The following is a 1,516-nucleotide window of genomic DNA, read 5'->3' as shown; positions in this document are numbered from 1 at the left end:
CCGGCCCCTCAGCACCCCTCCCCCTCAACCAGCCGGTACAGCGCCGCCGTCGTCTGCCCGAACACGATGCTGTACGAGACGTCCGGGTCGTCGCCGCCCTCCTCGTAGCCGCCTATGACCCCCACCACCGACCCGTCCACCGCCTCCCACGGGCTGCCGCTGGTGCCGCCGGAGTAGCCGGGGCACTCGATGCGCTGCTGCGTGTCGCCGTAGCGCGTCGTTTGGTTCGTGCAGGTCAGGGGAGCGTCCGAATCGCTCGGGTAGCCGGTGACCGTCACCGTGGCGTCGGCGGGGGCCGTCGTCGTCGCCAGCCGCGCCGCGCCCACCGCGTCCTCCACCCGCGCCCCCGTCGCCGAGCCGGGGCCCAGGACCGCGAAGGCCACGTCGTCGTCCTCGCTGCCGTCCTCCTGCCAGGCGTCGTCGGTGTAGGTCTCCTTGACCGGCCAGGTGCCGTACGGCGCCCGGCCGTCCCGGTAGCCCGGCACGAAGACCGCGTCGTCCTGGTCGTCCAGGCAGTGCGCCGCCGTGACGATGAGGTTCCGGTCCGCGCTGTGCACCACGGACGCCGTGCAGAAGTGGTCGCCGTCCAGTCCGCCCTCGAACAGCGCGCCCACGCGCGCGTAGGCGGCCGTGGCCGGCGCCTCGACGGTCCGGCCGCCCGGCCCGGGGTCCCGGTCCCCGTACCCGGGGATCACCAGGAGCACGGCCACCGCCGACAGCGCACGCAGCTGGGAGACGTGTCTCATGTGCCGGACAGTGCCCCTCCGACCTGAGAACAGCCCTGGAACTTTTCTGAGAAGAGTCTGTGAAGTGAGCCGGCGAGGAGTTCGCGGGGGCGCGCCCGCGAGCACCCTGGGAGGGGGCCGGACGCGCCGGCGCGAGTTCCGCTCGAGCCAGCGGGCCCAGAGTGCACCAACGACAGTCATTGCCCGGAGTCACTGTGCGTGATACACAGAGTGACCATACGCGAATCCATGCAGAACCGGTCCACCGCAGGTCAGGGCGGTGCGACCGGCACAGCTGTGCGGTTTCGGGAAAAGAGAGCCGCCAAGTCGACATACCCGGGCGGTTTCATCAGCGAAGATAGAGCCTGACCCATGCCATGGGGCAGGGGCATCGAACTACCCGACAGGGGCGGTGAGTTACGTGTACCTGGCAGCAGAAAAGGGCGACATCACCACGATCATCGGCGGGATCGCGCCCAACTGGGGGCCGTTCGGAAGCCTGGGCAACGAGGCCCGGGTGATGGTCGAAGTCGTGATGGCCGTGGCCATCCTCCTGTGCCTCGGCATCGCCGTCTGGGGCGCGGCCAAACAGAGGATCGGCGCGACCGCGCTGCGCGACACGTTCAGCGCGGAGCAGGGCAAGGGCCTGATCGTGGCCGGACTGACCGGAGTCTTCATCATCGGCTCGCTCGGCACGCTGTTCACCATCGTGTACGGGATGGCCGTCTGACCTGACACGTCCTGACCTGCCCACAGGCCGGGTGTCCCCTGGCCGCCTTCGTCCCCACGGG

Annotated in this window: 2 protein-coding genes; one reads left to right on the top strand and one right to left on the bottom strand. The window is 70.3% G+C overall.

Features of this window, described 5'->3' with window-relative positions; all coding sequences use genetic code 11:
- Nucleotides 1–8: 8 nt before the first annotated feature.
- A complete protein-coding gene (locus ACJA3G_RS36770; protein ID WP_406557357.1) occupies nucleotides 9–746 on the bottom strand; it encodes a trypsin-like serine peptidase in 738 nt (245 codons plus the stop codon).
- 400 nt (nucleotides 747–1,146) lie between these two features.
- Between ACJA3G_RS36770 and ACJA3G_RS36765 the strand changes: the two genes are divergently transcribed.
- Nucleotides 1,147–1,455, top strand: coding sequence for a hypothetical protein (locus ACJA3G_RS36765; protein ID WP_101389324.1), 309 nt, complete (start codon nucleotides 1,147–1,149; stop codon nucleotides 1,453–1,455).
- The last annotated feature ends 61 nt before the right edge of the window (nucleotides 1,456–1,516 follow it).

The organism is Streptomyces sp. YS-3 (genome assembly GCF_045257485.1).
GTDB lineage: Bacteria > Actinomycetota > Actinomycetes > Streptomycetales > Streptomycetaceae > Streptomyces.
The sequence above is the reverse complement of the archived record's forward strand: the minus strand, read 5'-3'. Positions and strand labels throughout refer to the sequence as shown.